This window comes from Micromonospora sp. NPDC049139 (assembly GCF_055586845.1).
The window spans coordinates 64,844-77,719 of the sequence record NZ_JBVJHK010000023.1 but is presented as its reverse complement, the minus strand read 5'-3'; the positions used below and the strand labels follow the sequence as shown (position 1 = coordinate 77,719).

Genomic DNA, 12,876 nt, shown 5'->3' with positions numbered 1-12,876 from the left:
GCCGGCCCGGTGTGGTGGTGACCGCCTGCCGGGTCGGCCGGCCCGGTAGGCTGACCGCGCCATGACGACTTCCGAACCTCCCGACAGCGGCCGGGCGCGGCAGAACTGGGTCGAGCGCCGCCGCGAGAAGATCCGCGCCGAGATCGAGCGTAACCGGCGCGGCGAGTACACGGTGCCCACCTGGGTGCTGGCGCTCGCGCTGGTGCTGATCGTGGGCGCCTGGCTCGCCCTGATCTTCATGGCCTGACCCCCGAGCGGCGCTGGTCGGCACGGCCTGACCGGGCCCGGACGGCACCGCAAGCTCGAAGTGGCCTCGGCCCGGCGACGCTGGGACGATCGTCCCGTTCGGCGTTGTCGGTCCGTGGACCGGGCACGCCCCGCCGCGGCGGCAAGGGATGGTGACGTCATCGCACACATCGACCTCGGTATCGACGAGCGGGAGCATCCGGGCATCCGGGGCCCGATGCGGTTCCGGCCGGAGACGGCCAAGCCCCTCAACGCGCTGGCGGAGGCGCTGCTGCGCGCCCCGCACCCGACGCTGACGCCCGGGGAGCGGGAGCTGATCGCGGCGTACGTGTCGGGGCTGAACGAGTGCCGGTTCTGCTGCGCGACGCACTCCGCCTTCGCGGCGGCGCAGCTCCCCTCCGGCATGCCGCTGGTGGACCGGGTCCTCGTCGATCCGGTGGACGCGGAGGTCAGCGAGAAGCTGCGGGCGTTGTTGCGCATCGCCGAGGCCGTGCAGCGCAGCGGCCGCGACGTGACGGTGGAGCTGGTGGAAGCCGCCCGGGGTGCCGGCGCGACGGACCTGGAGATCCACGACACGGTCCTGATCGCGGCGGCGTTCTGCATGTACAACCGCTACGTGGACGGGTTGGGCACCCTGGTCCCGGACGACCCGGCGGTGTACGAGAAGGCCGCCGAGCGCATCGTGCGGCAGGGCTACCTGGCGACCTGAGGGCGGCCGCCGGGCACGTCGGTCGTCCGGCGTCCGGGTCGGGCTCGGGCCGGGTCAGGTCAGCAGGCGGGCGGCGTGCCGGCCGGCCGCGGCGGCGGCCAGGAAGTACGCGTGGTCGGCGTCGAGGCCCCGGCCCATGGTGGACAGCGGCACCGGTGTCGCCCGCAGCGCGGCGTCGAGCCCGTCGGTGGGCACCCGGACGACGGTGTGCCGTGCCGCGAGGGGGGCCAGCGCGGCGTCCACCTCGCGGGCCAGCACCGGGTCCAGTCCGTCGGGCACCACCAGCGCGGCGGGGGCGAGGGCCACCCGGCCGTACGCGGTGAGGCTGTGGTGCGACACGCCCCGGTGCCGGGGCCGGGGGTCGGCGTCGGAGATCCGCAGCGACCCGACCGGTCGCCCGCCCAGCGTGGCGACGGCGTTGACGGCCTCGCCGACGCCCACGCCGGAGAAGCCCCACCGGGTGCCGGTGCCGAGGTTGCCGGGCCCCTGGGCGACGATCGCCACGTCGGCGCCCAGGACGTGGCGGGCGGCCAGCAGGCCGCTGTGCACGGTGCTCGCCTCCAGGTCGCCGCCGAACGCCTGCCCGACGCTGACCGTGCCGGCGAGGTGGTCGCGCAGCCCGGCGAGGGTGCGGGAGAACCAGGCGGGCAGCGCCCCGCCGTCGGTCAGCACGTACGCCACCCGGGCGTCCGGGGCGTCGGCGTGGATGCCGGCCAGGACCGCCGGCAGCGCGGAGTGCAGGTCGGCGGTGACGACCGGCAGGCCGCCCAGGTCGTCGGCGGCGGCCAGGACCTCGCGGTGTGGGGACGCCTCCTCGTCGACGCCGAGCAGGATCGGCTGCAGCGGGGTGTAGCGGGCCTTGACGAGGTGACCGGCGTCGCGGGTGTCGAGGGCCTGCGGCGGGTCCGGCGGCAGCCGGTCGGGCAGTGCCACGACCAGGGCGTACCCGCCGGTGCCGAGGCCCATCAACAGCGCGCCGGCGTTGAGCAGCACCCGATCGCCGGGCTCGGGTCGGCCGACCAGTTCGGGGTAGGCCAGGGCGCGGACCGTGGCGCCGTCGGGCAGGTCGACGTCGAGCTCCACCGCCCCGGTCCACTGCCGCCGCAGCGCCGTCACCGTTCCGGACCGCCATCGCACCATGCCCGGCACGCTAGCGTCGCCGCCCCGGCCGGCCGCGCCCGGGGGCGGCCGGGCGATGCCGCCGGGCGGGGCGGCTGGAGCAGGGCGGCCCGGCCCGGGGAGGGCAAGGGCGGGCGGCCGGGGAGGGCAGGGCGGGTCAGCCGGCGGGGTCGTCCGGCTGCCGGGCGCCGCCGCGTGGGGTGCCGGTGGGGTCGAGGAAGACGTACCGGATCTGCGGGTAGCGGGCGGTGAGGCGGCGCTCGGCCTCGTCGGCAACGGCCTCGATGGTCGCGCCGCTCGCCTCGTCGTCGAAGTCCAGCTTCGCGGCGACCAGTACGTCGTCCGGCCCGAGCTGCATGGTCAGCAGCGTGTCGAGTCGGCGCACGGTGGCCAGCCCGGCGAGTTCGCCGGCGATCTCGCGGTGCACCCGCTCCGGCACCGCCCGACCGACCAGCAGCGAGATGTTGCTGCGGGCCAGGACGGTGGCGACCACGAGCAGCAGCACCCCGATCAGGATGGAGGCCAGGCCGTCCCACAGCTCCTCGCCGGTGAGCTGGGACAGGGCCACCCCGACGGCGGCCAGCACCAAGCCGATCAGGGCCGCGGCGTCCTCGAAGAACACCGCCTTGACGGCGGGGTCGGCGGTCAGCCGCAGGAACCGGCGTGGTGTGGTGTGCAACTGCAGGGACTCGGTGCGGATCTGGCGTACGGCGCGGGCCAGCGAGACCGACTCGATGGCGAACGACACGGCCAGCACGACGTAGGCGGCCAGGTAGTCGTTCCGGTGCTCGTGCACCAGGATGGTGGTGACGCCGTGGGTGATGGCGAAGCCGGCGCCGGCGACGAACGTGAACACCGCCGCCAGGAAGGCCCAGACGTAGCTCTCCTTTCCGTACCCGAACGGGTGGCGGGCGTCTGCCGGGCGCGCCCCGCGCCGCAGCGCGAGGTAGAGCAGCACCTCGGTGGTGGTGTCGGCGACGGAGTGCACGGCCTCGGAGAGCATCGCCGCCGACCCGGAGATCAGCCCGGCGACCAGTTTGGCGACGGCGATGGCGAGGTTGGCGGCCCCGGCGACCACGACGGTGCCGACGCTCTCCGTCTTGACCTCCGGCCGCGCCACCAGGTCACTGTATGACCGCCGGACGTGCCGTGCGGGCGGACCGGACGCGGGGCCGGTGCGACGCGACCCACGTGGTGCCCGCGTGGGTGCACGTGCCCGACGCGCGGGCTGCTAGCGTCTACCCGTGTCGCGGACCCGCACCGAACGCCTGGTCAACCTGGTGATCTGCCTGCTGTCCACGCGACGGTTCCTGACCGCCGCGCAGATCGCCGCGACCGTGCCCGGCTACGAGCACGATCCGGAGGACGCGCGCGACCACGAGGCGTTCCAGCGCAAGTTCGAGCGGGACAAGGCCGAGCTGCGTGAGCTGGGCGTACCGCTGGAGACCGGGACGGCTAGCGTCTTCGACGCGGAGCCCGGCTACCGGATCGCCCACCGCGAGTACGCGCTGCCGGACATCCCCCTCGAGCCGGACGAGGCCGCCGCGGTGGGCATCGCCGCGCGGCTGTGGCAGCACGCCGGGCTGGCCGCCGCCGCCTCCTCCGGGCTGGCGAAGCTGCGCGCCGCCGGCGTCGACGTGGATCCGCAGGCCACGCTGGGCCTGGAGCCGATGGTGACGGTGGACCCGGCGTTCGCGCCGCTCACCGCCGCCGCCCGGGACCGGCGGGAGGTCACCTTCGACTACCGGGTGCCCGACCGCGACGAGCCGAACCGCCGCCGGTTGCAGCCGTGGGGTGTGGTCTGCTGGCGGGGCCGGTGGTACGTGGTCGGCCACGACCTCGACCGCGAGGCGACCCGCTGCTTCCGGCTGTCGCGGGTGGTCGGCGCGGTCCGGGTGACGGGCGCGCCGGGCGGCTACGAGCCGCCGGCCGGGGTCGACCTGATCAGCCACGTGGCCCGCTGGTCGGGGCCGGTGGAGCGCACCGGGCGGGCCACCGTGCTGGCTGCCCCGGGCCGCGCCGCCGGGCTGCGCCGCTGGGCGGTCGGCGTCACCGCCGGGCCCGACGGCGACCGGCTCGTCCTGCCGTACGCCGACGTGGACGTCCTCGCCGGCCAGCTCGTCGGCTACGGTCCGGACGTGCGGGTGCTCGACCCGCCCGAGGTGCGGGAGGCGGTCATCCAGCGGCTCAAGGAGATCGCGGCCCGGCACGACGACCTCGCCGTCGTCGGGGGTGCCCGGTGACCCGGCCGGCCGCCCGTGGCGGCTCCCGCGCGTCGGCCGACCGGCTGGCCCGGCTGCTGAACCTGGTGCCCTATCTGCTCGCCCGGCCCGGTATCGAGATCGCCGAGGCCGCCGGTGACCTGGGCGTCACCGAGCGGCAGCTGCGCGAGGATCTGGAACTGCTGTGGGTGTGCGGGCTGCCCGGCTACGGCCCGGGCGACCTGATCGACATGGCCTTCGACGGCGACCGGGTGACCATCACCTACGACGCCGGCATCGACCGGCCGCTGCGGCTCACCCCCGACGAGGCCCTCGCGCTGGTGGTGGCGCTGCGGATGCTCGCCGAGACGCCCGGGGTGGCCAACCGGGAGGCCGTCGAGCGGGCCCTCGCCAAGATCGAGAATGCGGCCGGGGACCTGGTGGCCGCGCCCGTCGAGGTCCGGCTGCCCGCCGACACCCGCCGGGTGCAGGAGCTGCGGGCCGCCGTCGAGAGCGGCCGGGCGCTGCGCATCACCTACTACACGGCGGCGCGGGACGAGACCACGGACCGCGTCGTCGATCCGCTGCGGATGCTGATGGTCGGTGGCCGCGCGTACGTGGAGGCGTGGTGCCGCCGGGCGGAGGCGGTGCGGCTGTTCCGGGTCGACCGGATCGACGCGGTCACCGAGTTGGACGAGCCGGCGATGGTGCCGCCGCAGGCCCGCCCGCACGACCTCACCGACGGCGTGTTCCGGCCCTCGCCGGACCTGCCGTTGATCACCCTGCGGGTCGGCCGGGGCGAGCGGTGGATCACCGAGTACTACCCGTGCGAGCGGGTCGAGGCCGGCGTCGGTGACCAGTGGCTGGTCTCGCTGCGGGTCACCGACCTGGGCTGGGCCCGTCGCTTCGTGCTGGGGCTGGGGCCGGACGTCGCCGTGGTCGCCCCGGCCGAGCTGGCCGAGCAGGTCCGGGCCGCGGCGACCGCCGCGCTCGACGCGTACGCGACGCCGACCCCGGCCGCGCCCCGGCGCCCGGCGGACGGGTCGGACACGCCCTCGGCCGACCCGGCGTTGACCGCGGGCACCCAGTAGGCTGGCCGCCGTGGTGAAGTGGATCGTGCTCGCGGTGGTGCTGTTCGCGCTCGTCGTGTTGGCCCTGGCCGTCCGGCCGGTGCTGGCGCGGCTGCCCCGGCTGCGCCGCGCGGCCGTCGCCCTGCAACGACGGGCGACCGAGGCGGAGGCGCTGCGGGACACCGCGGAGGCACTCCAGCAGCGGGCCGAGGCCCTCCAGCAGCAGCTCGACGTCACCCACCGGCGAGTCGAGCTGATCAAGGCCAAGCGCGGCGGTTGATCGATCGGTGTCGCGTCCCTGCGCGATCCGGTCCGGTACCGCGCAGGAACGGTCCGTCGGGGGAGTGTTGACGGGACATCCCGGGTTGGTCAAGACTTCACCGGCCGGGACGAACCCGGCGGGTGGCAACGGCCGTCGGCGCACGTACGATGGCTGCGGTACACCCCTCACGACGACACAGAGCGACTGGAGCTTCCCATGGGTGCCCTCAAGCCGTGGCACATCGCCGTACTCGTGGTCGTGCTGATCCTGCTCTTCGGCGCGAAGCGGCTCCCCGACGCGGCCCGTTCGCTGGGCCGGTCGCTGCGGATCATCAAGGCCGAGACCAAGAGCCTGCACGACGACGACCGCAACCTCGCCGAGAAGGCCGACGCGCAGGCCGGCTACCAGCCGCTCCCGCCGCACACCGGTCAGCAGGCTCCGCAGCAGGCGCCCCATCAGGCCCCGCCGCAGCAGCAGCCGGTCGTTGACCCGGTGCACCGCGTCCGCGACAACTGACCGAGGGCCCGAGACCCGTGGCCTTCGCCCTCAAGAAGCGCGGTCGGAAAAACTTCGAGCGGGCCGCCGACGGCTCGATGACGCTGGTCGAGCACATCCGCGAGCTGCGGGACCGGCTGCTCAAGGCGTCCCTGGCGATCATGGTAGGGCTGATCGGTGGTTGGCTGCTTGCCCAGCCGGCGTTCGACCTGCTCAAGCAGCCGTACTGTCGGCTCCCAGGCATGGTGGTGGACGGTGAGTGCCAGAACTTCCTCCAGCTTGCGCCCACGGACGGCTTCGTTCTCAAGCTGAAGCTGGCGCTCTGGATCGGGTTGATCATCGGTGCCCCGGTCTGGCTCTACCAGCTGTGGGCGTTCATCGCGCCCGGCCTGCACCGGCACGAGCGCAAGTGGGCGTACGTCTTCGTGTCGATCGCGGCGCCCCTGTTCGCCGCCGGCGCGGTGTTGGCGTTCTTCGTGGTGGACAAGGGCCTGGCCTTCCTGCTGGAGGCCGGTGTCACCGGTACCGACTCCCAGCTGGAGGTGACTCGGTATATCTCGTTCGTCACCAACATGATCCTGCTCTTCGGGGTGGCGTTCGAGTTCCCTCTCACGCTGCTGATGCTCAACTTCACCGGCGTGGTGACCGCTCGCCGGTTGCTCAGCTGGTGGCGGGCCGTGGTGTTCGTATGCTTCGCGTTCGCGGCGGTGGCCACCCCGGACCCGGGTCCGTTCGGCATGACGCTGCTGGCGCTCTGCCTGTCCTTGCTCTACTTCATTGCCGTCGGTGTCGCGTTCCTCAACGACAAGCGCAAGGGCCGTGGCCGGGAGGCCTACGCGGGCATCGACGACGACGAGGTGTCGCCGCTGGAGTTCGACGCGGACCCGGTCGAGGCCGGGCAGCGGGTCGACGCCAGCGAGCCGATCGCGGCCCCGGAGCCGGTCGCCGCGCCCGCCCCGATCGACCGCCGCTACGACGACATGACCTGATCGCGGCCGACCGCACCACCCGCGTACGACGCAAGCCCCCTTCGCCGGGGGCTTGCGTCGTTTCCGGCCGGGTGCCGCGCGCCTAGCGCACGCCACCCCCGTTGTGGGCGATCCAGTCGGCAATCCGTCACCAGGCGTTCACAAGCTGCGGTCGAGTGATCGCGTCTTTACGATGTGTCGACGTTCCCGACACGGGGAGGTCGCTGCCCAGTGCGTCGCCCGACTTTCCGTCCTCCGCCCGTCGCCGTGCCGGGGGCCGCCCCCTCGCCGGGGCGGCGCAGGCTGCCCGTCGCCCGCTCGACCGCCCTGATGGGGGCCGCCGGGCGGGGCGCGCCGCCGTTCGCCCGTGCTGCTCGCGGCCCGGCGTGGCCGTCTCCGCAGAGCCAGCGGTGGCATCCGGCGACCGGCTCCACGGTATGAGCGCACACCCCGGCTGAGTTCCGGCGGACCCGCCCGCGCGGTCGTCCGGCCCGTCCGGTCGCACCGTCCGGTGCGTGGTCACACGGTGCCCGTGAGCGTCGCCACGTCCGACGTCGCGGGCGCGATCCCAATCTGTCCACGCGGCCGGCCCGCACAGTCCCGTTCAGGGGACTCGGTGGCCACCACGTACCCGAGATCGGAGCTACGCGTTGATCCGCGTTGTCGTTGCCGAGGAGATGGGGCTGCTGCGCACCGCGCTGTGCGCCGCGCTGTCGAGCCAGGAGGACATCGAGGTCGCTGCCGAGGTGGCCGGGGTGGCGGAGCTGTCCGTCGTGGTGCGTCGGCACCGGCCCGACGTGGTGGTGGTGGACCTGGCGTCGGACGCGCCGCAGCCGGTCGAGGTGGTTGCCGAGATCATCGGGGCGGCGCCCGAGACGGCCGTGCTGGGCATGGGGCGCCGGTGGAGCCAGGCCGCGGTCGGGGACCTGCTGGCCGCCGGGGTACGCGGCCTGGTCGGCAAGGACGCGTCGCTCGAGGCGCTGGTCGAGGCCGTCCGGGAACTCGCCGCCGGCGGGAAGGTCATCGACGCGGCGGTCGCCGTGGCGGCGCTGCTACCCCCGTCCAGCCCGTTGACCCGTCGGGAGGTGGAGGTGCTGCGGGTGGCCGCCGAGGGCCTGCCGCTCAAGGAGATCGCCCGCCGGCTGTTCCTCGCGCACGGCACGGTGCGCAACCACCTGTCGGCGGTCATGCGCAAGACGGGGGCCCGCAACCGGATGGAGGCGGTGTGGCGCGCCCGGCGCGACGGGTGGATCTGACGTTCTCTCCGCCGCCCCCGGAGGACAGCGATGCTCTCCGCGCTGCGCGCGGAACAGCGTGCGGCGCCTGAGCCGAGCGGCGCCGCTCGGTACGTGTTTGAATGCGGACGGTCCGTGCTCGGTCTGACGACGCTCGGGAAGGTCAACGGTGATCCGTACCCTGCTGGCCCTCGACGGTGCCCTGGTCCGTGGCGCCCTTTCACTCGTCCTCGCCGCCGAGGATGACATCAGTGTGGTGGCGGAGCTGGACCGGGAGGACGCCCTCCCGTCGGCGGTCCGGGCGCAGCGCCCCGACGTGGCGGTCGTCGACCTCGATCTCGTCGGGGCGGGGGTGGCCGGGCAGTGCCCCCTGCTGGTGCTCGCCGACCACCGCCGCGCGCGCAGCCTGCACCGGGTCCTCACGCCGGGTCGGACCGTCGGCATCCTCGGCAACGACGTCGCTCCGCAGCGGGTGGTGGACGGGGTCCGGCGGCTGGCCCGGCGGGAGTCGGTGATCGACGCCGACCTGGTGATGGCGGCGCTGGTCAGGGACAGCCCGCTGACCGTGCGGGAGACCGAGATCCTCGACCTGACGGCGGCCGGGGCGCCGGTCGTGGAGATCGCCCGGACGCTCGGGCTCTCGCCGGGGACCGTGCGCAACCACCTCGGGCGGATCACCCGCAAGGCGGGCGCGCGCACCAGGGTGGAGGCGGTGCGGGTCGCCCGCGAGGCCGGCTGGATCTGACGGCGCCGTCTCCCACCACGATCGGGCCCGGCACGGACCGTTCGGCGCGGAGCCGCAGCTCACCACGATCCGGCATCGCCGGTGGCGTCCCGGGCGTGACCGGCCACGCGGGCGGTCACGCCCGGCCGAGAGGCACGCGGGTCGGCGGTGCGACGTCCTGCCAGTGGCCGACCAGTTCGCGGTAGGTGGGGGAGTGGACCAGCAGGTCGTCGTGGGTGCCGACGAGCGGCCGGTCGCCGTCGAACACCAGCACGCGGCGGGCGCGGGTCGCCGAGCTGATCCGGTGCGCGATCACCACCAGCGTGCCGGGGCGGCGGGCGAAGGCGCGCTCGACGGTCGCCTCCAGCGTCGGGTCCAGGTGGCACGTCGCCTCGTCGAGGATCACCAGCGGCGCCGGGGCCAGGTAGGCCCGGACCGCGGCGACGAGCTGCCGTTCCCCGGTGGACAGGGCGGCGGGGTCGATCTCGGCGTCGAGCCCCCCGAGGCGAGTTACCAGGGGGCGGGCCCCGAGGGCGTCCACGGCGGCCGCCACGGTCGCGTCGTCCACCTCGGGGTGCAGGTAGCGCAGGTTGTCGGCGAGGGTGCCGCTGCGCACGTACGCCTCCTGCGGCACCAGCACCCGCAGCCGGGCCAGCGCCTCGGGCGGGGTGGTGGCGACGGGCGTGCCGGCCAGGTGCACCGTGCCGGATTCCGGCGGCACCAGCCCGGCGACCAGGGCGGCCAGCGTGGACTTGCCGGCGCCGCTGGGCCCCACCACCGCCAGGTGCTCGCCGTGGGCCACGGTCAGGGTGAGGTTCGCCAGGACGGGCCGGGCGTGTGGGCCGTACCGGAAGGTCAGCCCGCGCAGCCGGACCGCGGGCGGGGCGGCCGCCGGGTCGGCGCGGCACGGCGCCGGACCGGGCACGGCGGGTGGGGGCGGCACCGGCCCGGCGACGGCGGGTGGGGGCGGCACCGGCCCGGGGGGTGGGCAGGTGCGCAGGATCCGGTCGAGGGTGACGGCGTAACGCAGGCCGCCGCCGCCCACGCCCTGCACGACCGCGTGCAGGGCGGGCTGCAGGCCGGTGGTGACGTAGACCAGCGCGCCCAGCACGGCGCCGGTGCTGAGCCCGTGCCGCACCAGCCACGGCGCGGCCAGCAGCAGCACCACCACCGGCAGCCAGCCGCCGAGCCCGAGGCTGAGGCTGCGCAGCGCCGCCATCCGCGCGAGGGTCCGCTCGGCGTCGGCCTGCGCCGACACCCGCCGGGCGACCCCGGCCACGACCCGGTCCTGCGCGCCGCAGGCGACCACGTCGCGGTGCCCGGCCAGCGCGGACGCCGCCGACCGGCCGAGTTCCTCCCCGGCGGCCACCTGGGCCCGCTGGTGCGCCACCATCGCCGGCAGCGCCGCGGCGAAGACGGCCAGCCCGACCAGCAGCGGAGCGGCCACCGCGCCCGCCAGCGGTGGCGCCAGGGCGAGCAGGCCGAGCAGCGCCGCGCCGGCGGTGAACAGAAACCCGCGGACCACCAGCAGCAGCCCGCCGAAGGTGTCCCGGACGACTTCCACCTGGTGGGTCAGCCGGGCCACGGCGGCGCTGTCCGGCCGGCCACCGGCCCGGGTGGCGTCGCACAGCGCGGCGTGCACCACCCTGGCCGCCAGCTCGTCGCGGAACGGCTCCACCACGTCGCCGAGGCTGCGGTACACCTGCCCGGTGGCGGACGCGCCGACCAGCACGGCCACGGCGAGCCCGGCCAGCCAGGCCAGGCCGGTGCCGAACTGACCGGCCAGGAAGCCCCGGTCGACGGCGCGGGCCACGAGCAGCCCGCTGAGCAGCGCCGGCAGGGACTCGGCCACCGACCAGGCGGCGAGCCGGCCCAGCGCCCGGCGGCGGGCGCGCAGCGCCCCCCAGGTCGTGCCGCGTACGCCGCTCACGGGGCGGCACCGCCGGGCGGGAAGACCGCCCGGTAGTCCGGGTCGGCCCACAGCCGCCGGTGCGGCGCCACGGCCCGCAGCCGTCCGCCGTCGAGCCAGGCGACCAGGTCGGCCGCTGCCGCCGTCGTCGCGCGGTGGGTCACCACGAGTCGCGTACGCCCCTGCGCGCCGTCGGCCACCGCCCGGGCGATCCGGTGTTCGGTGGCGGTGTCCAGGCTGGACGTCGCGTCGTCCAGGATCAGCAGCCGTTCGGCGGGGAATGCCCGGGCCAGCCCCAGCCGCTGCGCCTCGCCCCCGGACAGCGGCGCGTCCACCAGCCGGGTGCGGAACCCGTCGGGCAGCCGGGCGACGACGTCGGCGACCTGCGCCGCCCGCGCCGCGACGAGCACGGCCGGCGTGGCCGGGGCGCCGCCGGCGGGCGGGCGTGCCGACCCGTCGGGCAGGGCGAGCCCGATCGCGTCGTGCACCGTCTCGCCGACCAGGGCCGGCCGGTCGAAGGCGTGCCCGACGGCCCGCCGCAGCGCGGCGGGGCGCAACCGGCGCAGCGGCACCCCGTCGAGCAGCACCTCGCCGGAGTCCGGGTCGTGCAGCCGGCCGGCCACCGCGGCGAGGGTCGACTTGCCGGCGCCGGAGCGTCCGACGACGGCCACCGTGGCGCCGGCCGGCACGGTCAGGTCGACCCCGTCGAGGACCGCTCTGCCGTCCTCGGCGTGGACGCCGACGGCGCGCAGCCGCAGTTCGCCGCGGCCGGGCGGCAGCGGTTCGGTGCCGTCGCGGCGCACCGGATGGGCCAGCGGCTCGGCGATCCGGCCGGCCGCCGCGCGGCTGCGGACGAGCCGGTTGAGGGTGGCCAGCACCGCGCCCAGCCCGGCGCCGAGGGCGGCGTACTGCACCGCGGCGACCAGTTGACCGGGGGTGAGCCAGCCGGCGGTGAGCGCGTACCCGCCGACGGCCACCACGGCCACCTGGAGCGCCGGACCCACGGCGGCGGTGCGGGCGCTCGCCCGGGCCAGCAGCCGCCAGCCGAGCAGACCGTACCCGCGCAGTTCCGGCAGAGCCGCCAGGACGCGGTCGCGTTCCCGGTCGACGGTCGCGGCGGCGGCGATGGTGCGGGCGCCGCCCAGCGCCTCCAGCAGGCGGCCCGCGATGGCGCCCAGCACCCGCTGGTACCCGCCGACGGCGGCGGAGGCGTCGGTGACGAACGCGCGCATGAGCACCGCCAGCAGGGCCAGCCCGCCGAGGAGGGTGACGCCGAGCAGCGGCTCGATCAGGGTGAGCGCCACGACGCTGCCGACCGGGGGGAGCAGCGCGACGACGCCCAGCACCACGGCGGTGCCGGCCTGTCCGGCGTCGGCGGCCTGGCCGACGAGCCGACCGACCAGGTCGCCCACCGGGTACCGGCGGACGGTGCGCACGTCGGAGGCGAACAGGTGACGCAGCAGGCGCCGGCGTAGCAGGGCGGTGGCGCGGGCCGCGCCGTACCCGCCGGCGAGGTCGCCGAGGACGTCGGTGACGACGAGGACGGCGACCAGCCCGCAGGCGGCGGCGGGCCACCAGGAGCCGTGACCGCCGACGGCGGCGTCGACGGCGAGCCCGAGCGTCGCGGGAAGCGCGAGTTCGGCGGCCGCGCCGGCGAGCGCGACCGTCCCGAGCAGGACCGTCCAGCCGCCGCCGTCGCGGACTACCCGGCGCAGCAGTCGGTCGGAGCCGGTCAGCGTCCGCATCGGACCTCCCACGAAGACGTGCGGCCCTGGGCGGGTACGTCTACCCGCCCAGGGCCTCGCGTGGTGACCTGGTCAGTTGCAGGTCGTGATGGACAGCGAGCTGTCGCCGCAGAGCAGCAGGCTCGCCCGGCTGCCGCCGCCGGATCGGTCGGCGGGGGCCATCTCCAGGCCCTGGAGGTCCAGAAGCGCCATG

The 12,876-nt window shown here is 75.9% G+C and carries 14 protein-coding genes; 9 read left to right on the top strand and 5 right to left on the bottom strand.

Going from position 1 to position 12,876, the window contains the following annotated elements; genetic code table 11:
- The first annotated feature begins 61 nt into the window (after nucleotides 1-61).
- Nucleotides 62-247 (top strand): hypothetical protein, encoded by a 186-nt coding sequence (locus tag ACZ6Q9_RS29345; protein WP_393262154.1) that lies wholly within the window; start codon nucleotides 62-64, stop codon nucleotides 245-247.
- 159 nt (nucleotides 248-406) lie between these two features.
- Nucleotides 407-955 carry a carboxymuconolactone decarboxylase family protein gene (locus ACZ6Q9_RS29340; RefSeq protein ID WP_393450228.1) on the top strand — a complete coding sequence of 183 codons (549 nt, stop codon included), beginning with the start codon at nucleotides 407-409 and terminating at the stop codon, nucleotides 953-955.
- A gap of 54 nt (nucleotides 956-1,009) precedes the next feature.
- On the opposite strand, the gene ACZ6Q9_RS29335 is transcribed toward ACZ6Q9_RS29340, so the two are convergent.
- The gene (locus ACZ6Q9_RS29335) at nucleotides 1,010-2,095 is read right to left on the bottom strand and encodes a DUF3866 family protein (protein WP_396830411.1); all 1,086 of its coding nucleotides are present in this window, start codon (nucleotides 2,093-2,095) and stop codon (nucleotides 1,010-1,012) included.
- A 136-nt stretch (nucleotides 2,096-2,231) separates the two neighbouring features.
- Complete coding sequence (locus tag ACZ6Q9_RS29330) at nucleotides 2,232-3,194, bottom strand: cation diffusion facilitator family transporter (RefSeq protein WP_396830410.1); 963 nt, start codon at nucleotides 3,192-3,194, stop codon at nucleotides 2,232-2,234.
- 124 nt (nucleotides 3,195-3,318) lie between these two features.
- Here ACZ6Q9_RS29330 and ACZ6Q9_RS29325 point away from each other — a divergent pair, with 124 nt between their 5' ends.
- The 7 genes from ACZ6Q9_RS29325 to ACZ6Q9_RS29295 all read left to right on the top strand — a co-directional run bounded on the left by ACZ6Q9_RS29325 (nucleotide 3,319) and on the right by ACZ6Q9_RS29295 (nucleotide 9,050).
- A complete protein-coding gene (locus ACZ6Q9_RS29325; RefSeq protein WP_393262146.1) occupies nucleotides 3,319-4,317 on the top strand; it encodes a helix-turn-helix transcriptional regulator in 999 nt (332 codons plus the stop codon).
- Nucleotides 4,314-5,366, top strand: a complete 1,053-nt coding sequence (locus ACZ6Q9_RS29320) for a helix-turn-helix transcriptional regulator (RefSeq protein ID WP_396830408.1) — start codon at nucleotides 4,314-4,316, stop codon at nucleotides 5,364-5,366. Before ACZ6Q9_RS29325 ends, ACZ6Q9_RS29320 begins: the two co-directional genes overlap by 4 nt.
- 10 nt (nucleotides 5,367-5,376) lie before the next feature.
- Complete coding sequence (locus ACZ6Q9_RS29315) at nucleotides 5,377-5,625, top strand: hypothetical protein (RefSeq protein WP_357456897.1); 249 nt, start codon at nucleotides 5,377-5,379, stop codon at nucleotides 5,623-5,625.
- A gap of 198 nt (nucleotides 5,626-5,823) precedes the next feature.
- Nucleotides 5,824-6,123 carry a Sec-independent protein translocase subunit TatA gene (gene tatA / locus ACZ6Q9_RS29310; protein WP_393449795.1) on the top strand — a complete coding sequence of 100 codons (300 nt, stop codon included), beginning with the start codon at nucleotides 5,824-5,826 and terminating at the stop codon, nucleotides 6,121-6,123.
- Between the two features lie 17 nt (nucleotides 6,124-6,140).
- Nucleotides 6,141-7,091 carry a twin-arginine translocase subunit TatC gene (gene tatC / locus ACZ6Q9_RS29305; RefSeq protein WP_393449798.1) on the top strand — a complete coding sequence of 317 codons (951 nt, stop codon included), beginning with the start codon at nucleotides 6,141-6,143 and terminating at the stop codon, nucleotides 7,089-7,091.
- Between the two features lie 629 nt (nucleotides 7,092-7,720).
- Nucleotides 7,721-8,326 carry a LuxR C-terminal-related transcriptional regulator gene (locus tag ACZ6Q9_RS29300; RefSeq protein ID WP_393449801.1) on the top strand — a complete coding sequence of 202 codons (606 nt, stop codon included), beginning with the start codon at nucleotides 7,721-7,723 and terminating at the stop codon, nucleotides 8,324-8,326.
- A 148-nt stretch (nucleotides 8,327-8,474) separates the two neighbouring features.
- Entirely contained in the window at nucleotides 8,475-9,050 is a 576-nt protein-coding gene (locus ACZ6Q9_RS29295) for a response regulator transcription factor (protein ID WP_393262136.1), read from the top strand.
- Between the two features lie 115 nt (nucleotides 9,051-9,165).
- Here the strand turns inward: ACZ6Q9_RS29295 and ACZ6Q9_RS29290 are convergent, their stop codons facing one another.
- The 3 genes from ACZ6Q9_RS29290 to ACZ6Q9_RS29280 all read right to left on the bottom strand — a co-directional run bounded on the left by ACZ6Q9_RS29290 (nucleotide 9,166) and on the right by ACZ6Q9_RS29280 (nucleotide 12,875).
- The gene (locus tag ACZ6Q9_RS29290) at nucleotides 9,166-10,959 is read right to left on the bottom strand and encodes an ATP-binding cassette domain-containing protein (protein ID WP_396830405.1); all 1,794 of its coding nucleotides are present in this window, start codon (nucleotides 10,957-10,959) and stop codon (nucleotides 9,166-9,168) included.
- A complete protein-coding gene (locus ACZ6Q9_RS29285; RefSeq protein WP_396830403.1) occupies nucleotides 10,956-12,683 on the bottom strand; it encodes an ATP-binding cassette domain-containing protein in 1,728 nt (575 codons plus the stop codon). Before ACZ6Q9_RS29285 ends, ACZ6Q9_RS29290 begins: the two co-directional genes overlap by 4 nt.
- Nucleotides 12,684-12,755: 72 nt before the next feature.
- A complete protein-coding gene (locus ACZ6Q9_RS29280; RefSeq protein WP_396830401.1) occupies nucleotides 12,756-12,875 on the bottom strand; it encodes a SapB/AmfS family lanthipeptide in 120 nt (39 codons plus the stop codon).
- Nucleotide 12,876 lies beyond the last annotated feature (1 nt).

Coding starts and splice junctions, on each gene's coding strand:
- ACZ6Q9_RS29345 (WP_393262154.1), top strand. CDS start 62: ATGACGACTTCCGAACCTCCCGACAGCGGCCGGGCGCGGCAGAACTGG.
- ACZ6Q9_RS29335 (WP_396830411.1), bottom strand. CDS start 2,095: ATGGTGCGATGGCGGTCCGGAACGGTGACGGCGCTGCGGCGGCAGTGG.
- tatA (WP_393449795.1), top strand. CDS start 5,824: ATGGGTGCCCTCAAGCCGTGGCACATCGCCGTACTCGTGGTCGTGCTG.
- ACZ6Q9_RS29285 (WP_396830403.1), bottom strand. CDS start 12,683: ATGCGGACGCTGACCGGCTCCGACCGACTGCTGCGCCGGGTAGTCCGC.
- ACZ6Q9_RS29280 (WP_396830401.1), bottom strand. CDS start 12,875: ATGGCGCTTCTGGACCTCCAGGGCCTGGAGATGGCCCCCGCCGACCGA.